At 58.3% G+C, this 9761-nt stretch carries 7 protein-coding genes and 1 tRNA gene; 3 read left to right on the top strand and 5 right to left on the bottom strand.

Annotation, left to right across the window (positions count from 1 at the left end; genetic code table 11):
- Window positions 1-140: 140 nt before the first annotated feature.
- The 5 genes from DW49_RS0108560 to DW49_RS0108540 form a co-directional block, all read right to left on the bottom strand.
- Window positions 141-1532 carry a response regulator gene (locus tag DW49_RS0108560; protein ID WP_024420636.1) on the bottom strand — a complete coding sequence of 464 codons (1392 nt, stop codon included), beginning with the start codon at window positions 1530-1532 and terminating at the stop codon, window positions 141-143.
- A 156-nt stretch (window positions 1533-1688) separates the two neighbouring features.
- Entirely contained in the window at window positions 1689-2969 is a 1281-nt protein-coding gene (gabT, locus tag DW49_RS0108555; protein ID WP_005613757.1) for a 4-aminobutyrate--2-oxoglutarate transaminase, read from the bottom strand.
- 179 nt (window positions 2970-3148) lie between these two features.
- Window positions 3149-4591, bottom strand: a complete 1443-nt coding sequence (gene gabD, locus DW49_RS0108550) for an NADP-dependent succinate-semialdehyde dehydrogenase (protein WP_003380270.1) — start codon at window positions 4589-4591, stop codon at window positions 3149-3151.
- 263 nt (window positions 4592-4854) lie between these two features.
- A complete protein-coding gene (locus DW49_RS0108545) occupies window positions 4855-5490 on the bottom strand; it encodes a LysE family translocator (RefSeq protein ID WP_005613755.1) in 636 nt (211 codons plus the stop codon).
- Between the two features lie 42 nt (window positions 5491-5532).
- Complete coding sequence (locus DW49_RS0108540; RefSeq protein WP_024420638.1) at window positions 5533-6801, bottom strand: FAD-dependent monooxygenase; 1269 nt, start codon at window positions 6799-6801, stop codon at window positions 5533-5535.
- 167 nt (window positions 6802-6968) lie between these two features.
- Here DW49_RS0108540 and DW49_RS0108535 point away from each other — a divergent pair.
- From DW49_RS0108535 to DW49_RS0108525, 3 genes are all read left to right on the top strand, one after another.
- Window positions 6969-7045: transfer RNA gene (locus tag DW49_RS0108535), tRNA-Arg, on the top strand.
- A 167-nt stretch (window positions 7046-7212) separates the two neighbouring features.
- Window positions 7213-8448, top strand: a complete 1236-nt coding sequence (locus tag DW49_RS0108530) for a tyrosine-type recombinase/integrase (RefSeq protein WP_005613749.1) — start codon at window positions 7213-7215, stop codon at window positions 8446-8448.
- Between the two features lie 243 nt (window positions 8449-8691).
- On the top strand, window positions 8692-9621 hold the full coding sequence (locus DW49_RS0108525; protein WP_024421218.1) for a hypothetical protein: 930 nt from the start codon (window positions 8692-8694) through the stop codon (window positions 9619-9621).
- The last annotated feature ends 140 nt before the right edge of the window (window positions 9622-9761 follow it).

The following is a 9761-nucleotide window of genomic DNA, read 5'->3' as shown; positions in this document are numbered from 1 at the left end:
GATTGGTGACGCAGAGCGTCACGCAAGGCATTCCGACGCTGGAGCGTGCGGAACGATAATCCCAACTATCGTGCGACGCTTCGCGTCGCATGCGGTTCTGAACGCTCTGCGTCCGATCTTTAGTAGGCGGCGCGAAGATGTCAGTTCTTCGTCACATCCTGAACCGCATCGCCCGGGTCCTCAATCGCCGCTGGCTCTTCAACAGGTGCCTCAAGCGTAAGGTCCAGCAGATCAGGCTCATCGTCCTCAACCGCATCCGCAACGGCCTCAGGCTCGACAGGCAGCGGTATCAGCAGGCTCGGATCCGTCACGCCCGTCAGCTTCTTGCGCAGACGCTGCAAGTCGCCAACACTTAGCTTCAACAGCTTCGCCGACTTGGTCTTGATCAGCGTGGTAACACTCTCTTCCTCGCCCAGACGCGCCATCTGGCCCGCCAGGTTCATCGCCAGTACTTCGCGAGTGAAGATGCCGGTGTTGTATTGATACACCGCAGCGATCAGCTCACGCAGTTCCAGCGGCAAGCGCCAGCGGGTGCGCAGCGCAGAACCGAAGGCAGCGGAATACTGCTCCAGCGATTGCTTGATCACCTCTTCGTTCAGCACGCCACCGGCCAGCAGCCATTCCTGCAAACAGCCCAGCACGGCCAGATCACCCAGCGACTGCAATAGCCCGGCGCAGAAACAACGCTCTACATCCAGCTCCAGCATGCCGCCCAGAATGCGCGCGTAATCGGCGGTGCGCTGTGACATGGTCCAGAATTCATGGGCTTGTGCCAGCAACGCATCGTCGGTCAACACCGCCATGCGCTTTTTAGCCAGACCCAATGCGATGTTCGCACCTTGCACCGGCCCCAGAATGCCAAGCGCACCGCCCATGGTCTGCACCGGCTTGCCCAGGTGTTGGGCAGCGCTGTTGGCGGCGGCGATCAAAACGGCGGTGATGTGCGGATCGTTGCGCAACTCCTGCTCCAGCAACGCAACGTCGATACCATTCGCGGTTTGACTGAGCTTCACGGCGGTCGCGACATCGACGAACAGCGGCGCGCCGTCCGCCACGTCGCGGCGCTTGTCGAGAAACCTGGTCAGGGTCAGCCCAGGCGTCAACGCGGGCACTTCACCCGGCGCCGGGGCGCGATGCTCCAGCAGCAGGCTCTCGAGGCGCTGACGCAAACCCTCGGTGTTCAGGGGTTTGGTCAGATAAGCGGTCGGAGCCAGCGGCAGGACTTCACGCACGCTGGCGCTGTCACTGCGGCTGCTGATCAGAATGAAGGGGATAACAGGCTGACGGCGCAGGTTACGCACGCCACGCAACAGGCTCAGCCCATCGATGCCCGGCAGCTCGCGTGCAGCAATGACCAGATCCGGCAGTTGCTTCTTCATCCACTCGACGGCTTGCTTGCCATCGGTGCACATCTCCAGTTCGACGTCCGCGCGCACGCCCAGCACCAGATCGCTGAGTGTTTCGCGAACCCACGGATCAGACTCAGCAATCAAGACGCGAGGTACCGCGGGTAAAACTACAGCAGTCATCATGACTCTCCGACATCGATGCGTTCACCTTAGCCAATGCGTTCGCCCGGATATAGCCAAAAGAGTGAAATACCTTGCTCCAGACGAAAAAAAACCCGTCGAAACGGGCTTTTTTTGTCCGTTTGGTCACAAATTAATCAATTCGCGACCGCACGTTTTTCACGCTATTTCAGCGAAGCACTCGTCGAGAATTGCCAGACCACGGGTCAGCAGTTCGTCTTCGGCGGTCAGCGGTACCAGTACGCGCAACACGTTGCCGTAAGTACCGCACGACAGCAGGATCAAACCCTTGTCACGCGCCTTGGCAACAACCTGAGCCACTGCAGCGGCGTTAGGCTTGTGCGAGTCGCCGTCTTCAAACAGCTCGACTGCGATCATCGCGCCCAGCGCGCGCACTTCACCGATCACCGGGTACTTGGCCTGCATGCCTTTGAGCGCCGTCACCAGACGCTCGCCCACTGCCTTGCAGCGCTCCAGCAGGTGTTCTTCTTCAAAGATGTCCAGCACCGCCAAGGCTGCCGCGCAGGCCACCGGGCTACCGGCATACGTGCCACCCAGACCGCCGGGCGCAATGGCGTCCATGTATTCAGCCTTGCCGCACACACCCGCCAGCGGGGAACCGCCCGCGATGGACTTGGCGAATGTGGTCAGGTCAGCAGCAACGCCCATCTGCTCCATGGCGAAGAACGTGCCGGTACGGCCAGCGCCGGTCTGCACTTCGTCCGCGATCAACAGGATGCCATGCTTGTCGCACAGCTCGCGCAAACGCAGCATGAAGGCCTTCGGCGCCACGTAGAAACCACCTTCGCCCTGCACCGGCTCGATGATGATCGCAGCGATGTCCCGTGGCTCGGCGTCGTTCTTGAAGATGCGCTCGATGCTGGCGATAGAATCGTCAACGCTCACGCCATGCAGCTCACACGGGTACAGCGCGCGGAAGATACCGCCTGGCATCAGGCCCATGCCGGCCGAGTAAGGCACAACCTTGCCGGTCAGGCCCAGGGTCATCATGGTGCGACCGTGGTAAGCACCGGTGAACGCGATCACGCCTGCACGGCCAGTGGCAGCACGGGCGATCTTCACGGCGTTTTCCACCGCCTCGGAACCGGTGGTGACCAGCAGGGTTTTCTTGTCGAAATCACCTGGCACCTTGGCGTTGATCTTTTCGCACAGCTCTACATACGGCTCGTACGCCAATACCTGGAAGCAGGTATGGGTCAGCTTGGTCAGTTGCTCTTGCACCGCGGCGACGATCTTCGGGTGCAGGTGACCGGTGTTCAGCACCGCAATACCGCCGGCGAAGTCGATGAATTCACGACCTTCCACGTCGGTAACGGTGGCGTTCTTCGCCGAAGCAGCAAAGATCGGGTGGATCTGACCAACGCCACGCGGGACGGCAGCATGGCGGCGTTGCATCAGGGATTCGTTGGTCTGGCTCATGTATTCCTCATTCGCCGCTCATCGGTCGGCGTGGTTCAAGGATCAAGCGGGCTGGATCAACTGCAACAGCATACGATGATCGACTGCTGCAGCCTTCAGGCCGCCAAGAAATTACGGTGCAACAAAAGCCGATGGCACGTCGCTCTCGCGCGCCATCGGCTGCAACACCTCAGCGTCAGTCAGACCGACAGGCAGAGGTATTTGATTTCCAGATAATCTTCGATGCCGTACTTGGAGCCTTCACGGCCCAGGCCGGACGACTTGATGCCGCCGAACGGTGCCAGCTCGTTGGAGATCAGGCCGGTGTTGATACCCACCATGCCATATTCCAGCGCCTCGGCCACCCGGAACACGCGGCTCATGTTCTGCGCATAAAAGTACGACGCCAGACCGAACTCGGTATCGTTGGCCAGCGCAATCGCCTCAGCCTCGTCCTTGAAACGGAACAGCGGGGCCAGCGGACCGAAAGTTTCTTCTCGGGCAACCGCGGCGTCTTTCGACACATTGACCAGAATAGTCGGCTCGAAGAACGAGCCTTCCAGGCTGTTGCCACCGGTCAGCACGGTCGCGCCTTTGCTGACAGCGTCGGCAATGTGCTCCTTGACCTTGGCCACGGCTTTTTCATCGATCAACGGGCCAGTGGTAATGCCGTCTTCCAGGCCGTTACCGATTTTCAGCTTGCCGACCGCCGCCTTGAGCTTCTCGGCGAACGCGTCGTACACACCGTCCTGCACATAGATGCGGTTGGCGCAGACGCAGGTCTGACCGTTGTTGCGGTACTTGGAGATCATCGCGCCTTCAACGGCCTTGTCGAGATCGGCGTCGTCGAACACGATAAAAGGTGCGTTGCCGCCCAGCTCCAGCGACACTTTCTTGATGTCCTTGGCGCACTCAGCCATCAACTGGCGACCGATCTCGGTCGAACCCGTGAAGGACAATTTACGCACAATCGGGTTACCGGTCAGCTCGCTGCCGATGTCGCCCGCGCTGCCCGTCACCACGCTGAACACGCCAGCCGGAATACCCGCCCGCTCGGCCAGTTCAGCCAGCGCCAACGCAGAAAACGGCGTTTGCGACGCAGGCTTGAGCACCATCGTGCAACCCGCCGCCAGCGCAGGGCCGGCCTTGCGGGTGATCATCGCTGCCGGGAAATTCCACGGCGTAATCGCCGCCGTCACACCAATCGGCTGCTTGAGCACAATCAGACGCTTGTCCGGCTGGTGACCGGGGATCACGTCGCCGTACACGCGCTTGGCTTCTTCAGCGAACCACTCGATGAACGACGCTGCATAAGTAATCTCGCCCTTGGCCTCAGCCAGCGGCTTGCCCTGCTCCAGGGTCATCAGCAGACCCAGGTCGTCCTGATTCTCGATCATCAGTTCAAACCAGCGACGCAGCTTGTTGCCGCGCTCTTTGGCGGTCAGCGCACGCCAGGCCGGCAGCGCCTTGTCAGCCGCCTCAATCGCCCGACGCGTCTCGGCCGCGCCCATTTTCGGCACAGTGCCGAGGATCTCGTTGGTCGCCGGGTTGTTGACCTTGATCGACTGACCACCGTCCGCATCCAGCCACTGGCCGTTGATGTAGGCTTGCTGGCGGAACAGGGTGGAATCTTTAAGCTGCATGTCGGCCTCCTAAACAGCACCGCACAAAGGCGGAGCGAACAAATGAATATCGATGCACCCCGTTTGGAAGCCATCGCCAGGAAAACATTCCATCGGGTTCCAGCGATGCGCAACGCATGAAAGCAGGAAGACCGAACAAGAGCGTTTGAAATCTCAAACGAATCCTAGGCATTGCGGGGGCAAAGGACAATAGGCTGTTCGAAAAAAAGAACGCCCATGTCAGGGCTGTGTGGTTTTTCGATCACCGTACAACCTCAACGCTGTCAGGCTGCCCTGCCCTTCAAGGTGAACAGGCTGAACCCCAAACCAATGAACGACGCCCCGAACACCCGGTTCACGTTCTTGCGGCGGCGGGCGGAATTGAGGTGGCGCTTGAGCTTCTGTGCCAGCAGCACATAAAAAGCATGGGCGACCACAGAGCAACCGGCAAAGGTGACGATCAACACGCCGGTCTGCTGCACCTGAAAAGTGCCCGGCTGAATGAACTGGGGCAGGAACGCAATAAAAAACAGAATCGCCTTGGGGTTGGTCAGCGCCACCGAGATGCCTTTGAAAAACAGACTCCCTGCGGACACCGCCTTTGGCGCAGCCTCCAGCGCATCAAAGGCGCTGCGCGCATTGCGCCACTGCTTGATGCCCAGAAAGATCAGATACCCCGCACCCGCAAGCTTCAGAACCAGAAACGCACTGGCAGACGCCACCAACACCGCGCCAAGCCCGGCCGTTACCGCCGTCGCAACCACCATCAGCCCGAGTGCATTGCCGAGCGAGCCGATCATCGCCCGCGCCGGGCCGTGGCTCATGGAATTCGACAGCGCCATGACCACCGCAGGGCCCGGCGTGAGGGTGACGACCAGGGCGATCATCGCGAAGCTGAGCCAGTGTTGTAGTGAATCCATTCTTTAATTCTCCGGGTGACAGGTTTTAAAGGCACTGTAGCGCTATCGATAATCCGGCAGCGTGAACGACTGAACTGCAGGCGTCAGCGCCCTGGCAGCACGCTTGCTGATAAAGGGGGTCGCCACCAACCGCTGTACGGCGCGCAGGATCCTGACACCCGTGCGGCTGCGAGGATGAACCAGACGCGGAACAAGCTTCGGCACATTCTGCGACTTTTTCACCACCGGGCGCAGCACATATTCATACGCGGCAAGGGCCGCTGCAATGGAATCGGTCTTGGTCAGCTCGCCAGCCAGCACATATGCGCCAATCAACGCCAGCGAAGCGCCAACCCCGCCCAGCGGCGTGACACACCAGGCCGCATCGCCCAGCAACACCAAAGGCCCGTTGGACCAGCGATCAATCTTCACCTGGCGCAGATCATCGAACCAGAAGTCCTCCGCGGCCTCCATCCCGGCCAGCAGACGAGGCACCTCCCAGCCCGCGCCGTCGAAAGACGCCCGAAGAAACGCCTTCTGCTCGGCAATGCTGTTGCCAACCCCGAGATGGCTGCGACCGTGCACATTAAAGAACGCACGCGTGGTGCCACGATTGTCCGGACGAACCCCTGCGCTTCGACCGCCCACCGCGTTATACCAACGCGCAGTCTGGCTATCGGTAGGCGCACGAGGCACGGTAAAGAATGCGCACGCCATGTCCATCCTGCGCGGCTGATTCTCGCCGGGGAACACCAGCTCCCGCGTACGCGAGCCGACCCCTTCCGCGATGATCAACAGATCAAAACGCTCCTCGTCACCGCTCTCAAACACGACCGACACACCCGCCTCATCATGCTCGACCGAGACGATACGATCACCAAAGCGATAGAAGGCATCGGCAGACGAAGCCTCATACAGCAGGCGGGCAAGATCACCGCGCAACACCTCAAGCTCAGCCGTCGGCCCATCGCCGTCCAGACCGGACAGATCAATTTGCGCCGCCGTGCGGTTATCCTCATCGACCCACGCAAGCCCCGTCTCGCCGGTATAAAGGTCCTTCACCGCCTGCTCAAGCCCCATCAAACGCAGCACCTCCCGAGCAGCGCCGCGCACATCCACATTCTGCCCACCATCCCGAAAGACAGGCGCCTGCTCGACGACCGTGACATCGCAATTGCGCTGCGTCAGCCACCATGCCGCTGCGCAGCCTGCGATGCTCGCCCCGGTAATAAGAACGCGGCACGGGCTGCGCTCGATGCTTTTGAACTGATTGATAAGATGGCCTCGGTGAGAACGATCTGGCTGGGGGGTGTTGGGGGCATCATGCACCACGTGGTGGTTGTGCCGGAAGCGGGTGGATGTCCCTTTGTGGGTGGCAGTGGGTGTGGGGTGATGAAAGGCTTACGGGCGTCCGTCTGTCGGGGCGCTGGATGATTTGCGTTGCAGGCTGACCGCAACTGGACGCCCCGTACCCATGTGAGTATCATGGCGCCCGCGCTGCACCAGTAGCTCAGCTGGATAGAGTACTGCCCTCCGAAGGCAGGGGTCGTGGGTTCGAATCCCGCCTGGTGCACCATATAGCAATCTAGGCCTGTCTCAGACAGTCTACGAAATACCCCAAGAAGCCCGCCCCGTGCTGGCTTTGTTGTCTCTGGCTGTTCATAGCAGTCCACCCCTATACCTTCACGCCGTGTATGCCCACGTGTATGCTTTGCAATTCCTTGAACAGGAGGCATACAAGCCGTGAAACGCACTGACATCAAGCGCCGTCCTTTAGCCGACACCACCCTCTCCGGCCTGGAACCAGAGGATGCAACCTATCGGGAGCAAGATGGCAACGGCTTGTATTTTCGGGTCAAAGCAAATGGCCAGAAGTCTTGGGAATTACGTTACAAAAAGCCAGACGGGAAATGGTCTTGGTTAGGGCTAGGCGGCTATCCCGAAGTCAGCGGATCTCTAGCCAGGCAGAAGGCTGCACAACTGCGTGAAGACTCATCCAACGGAAAAAATCCATTAGTCAGCAAACAGGCGAGGAGAGCTGCTGACCTGGAGGCAGCCAATAACACTTTCGAGGCGCTAGCACGGGAGTGGTTTGATTCCAGACGATCGAGCTGGGAAGCAGGCACCGCCAGGAGAATCATTGGAGCTTTGGAGCTGCATGCGTTCCCAATATTTGGGAAGCGGGTTTATACCGAGATACTGCCTCTTGAATGGATGGAGTTCCTACGCAGCATGGAGCAGAAAGGGATCATTGACCAAATGGGCAGAGTCCGGGCCACTTGCAAAGAGATCTATGACTTGGCTCGTGTAACTGGGCGAGCCATACACAATCCTCTCGAAGGTCTCAACAAATTCCTTCAGACCCGTAGCGCCGAAAACTACGCGCACGTTTCAGTAGGAGAGCTACCCGCATTGCTCCGTGCGATCAATTCTTACCCTCATGCAAAGGATGTTCGTTTGGGGCTCCGCTTGCTTGCGCTATTGGCCGCACGTCCGAGTGAAATTCGAGAAGCACGCTGGTCAGAGATCGACCTCAACAAAAAGCTGTGGACGATCCCAGCTGAACGTATGAAGCGTCGGCGTGAACACGTGGTCCCCCTATCCCGCCAAGCTGTCGAAACAATCACTGAATTGCGCTTGCTTACAGGAGCATACCCTCTGCTGTTTCCCGGCCGGAAAGATCGGACTATCCCACGCAGCAATACCGTTTTTCTGATGGCGTTACGAAGACTCGGTTATGGCGGACGCCAAACAGGCCATGGCTTCCGCCATATCGCAAGCACAATCCTCAATGAGCAGGGGTTCGATGAAAATCATATTGAGGCGCAGCTTTCCCATGTGAAGGAAGGGATCGCAGGGGTGTACAACAAGGCAGTTTATTTACCTCAACGCAAAGTCATGATGCAGTGGTATGCCGATCATCTTGATGAGCTCGCAGCGGGCAATGTTGTGCACGGCCACTTTGGAAAGGCCGTATGAAACTCCTTTTCCATACTCCCTCCAAAAGCGGTGTTACTCGTGTTACGGGTGTAACGAAACCTTATAAATCATTGAATATAAATGAATTATTTGAAGTTACACGACGACGTGGGCGACACGGTGCGACGTGTTACGAGGCCAAATCGTGTAACAACACTGCCCCAGCTACTCCGCTGGCGGTCCGAACTGTGGTACTGCCGAACCGCTGTACATGTGACACAAGCCGGGGCCAAGGGGCGGTCGATGGACAATGAGAATATGCCGGTTGGTTGCCTTGAAATTGCTGGATGCGATGTCAGCAATTTGCTTGAGGAACTGGACGACATCGAACAGGCCGTGCATGAGTTAGCGCTGTATCCGCAATTTCGTGAGCATTTCAAAGAAGCTCTAGATGTGGCCAATTACGCCACATCATTCTGGCTTGAGGATGGCAGCTACCCTGATCGAGCAGGATCGGTAGTGGCCACCATGTTCCGACTGCGCGATGAGATTGAGGACCAGGCCAGCTATAGAGATTCTGGTTCGCTGCCGAGTGTCATGAGAGGATTTCTTGGAGTTGACCACAACGATGCTGATTCGCAACTCGTAGCAACTTACGCTCTGGTGCAGAGCGTTCAAGCTGTCCAGGTACTCGCTAATTGGCTCTTTGAAACGGAACTCTACGTCTTCGAGCTGGATGTCGATCTCATCGCCCAAATGCAAGCGACAGATCCTTATAGGTATTGCGCACTGGTGGGTAAGGAGCGGCTAAAGCATCCGGGGGCGGAGATTGACGCTCGAGAATCCTTTCGCACCTTCATGGGCGAGGCAGACAAGGCGCTCATGCTTGCGAGCATCTTCAAGCAGGTTGAAGAGGTCGACGTAGCGAAGGGCAATTTCAATGTAGCCAACTTTTTAAGGAAAGCGCTGAATAAGGCGCTGACCAACGCGTTTTCCGTACAAGCCTCGCAAAGAGGCGCGGCGGCTGGCAGGGCCAACAGCCACCCGGACTCGGTAAAGCAGCAGAACGCAGCGGACCTGCGCAAGCGCATTTGCAAAGCCGCCGACCGTCTCATTCTGGGCAACCCGGCTATTTCAGAGCGAACACTAAAACAAGCATTGGTCAAACAAGGGATAGCGTCTGAGCCCACCATCAAGAAATACCTGGTCACCTGTGGCTACTTACCTCGGTAAATTTTCTTAAAAGCAAACCGTGTTTGCTTTTTTCCGCCTCCCTAGTGTACTGTTTTCGAAAAAATCAGCCACCAACTAACGGAAAATTCAAATCTTATCAATAGCTTAGCTTGCAGGTTATGGGTAACTTATTTCGAAAA

It is taken from the genome of Pseudomonas avellanae BPIC 631 (genome assembly GCF_000444135.1).
In the GTDB taxonomy this organism is placed as follows: domain Bacteria; phylum Pseudomonadota; class Gammaproteobacteria; order Pseudomonadales; family Pseudomonadaceae; genus Aquipseudomonas; species Aquipseudomonas avellanae.
This window is presented reverse-complemented; position numbering and strand designations above follow the sequence as displayed.

Bases quoted from the DNA above. Each gene is read 5' to 3' on its own strand.
- DW49_RS0108560 (WP_024420636.1), bottom strand. From the start codon at position 1,532: ATGATGACTGCTGTAGTTTTACCCGCGGTACCTCGCGTCTTGATTGCT.
- gabT (WP_005613757.1), bottom strand. From the start codon at position 2,969: ATGAGCCAGACCAACGAATCCCTGATGCAACGCCGCCATGCTGCCGTC.
- gabD (WP_003380270.1), bottom strand. From the start codon at position 4,591: ATGCAGCTTAAAGATTCCACCCTGTTCCGCCAGCAAGCCTACATCAAC.
- DW49_RS0108545 (WP_005613755.1), bottom strand. From the start codon at position 5,490: ATGGATTCACTACAACACTGGCTCAGCTTCGCGATGATCGCCCTGGTC.
- DW49_RS0108525 (WP_024421218.1), top strand. From the start codon at position 8,692: ATGGACAATGAGAATATGCCGGTTGGTTGCCTTGAAATTGCTGGATGC.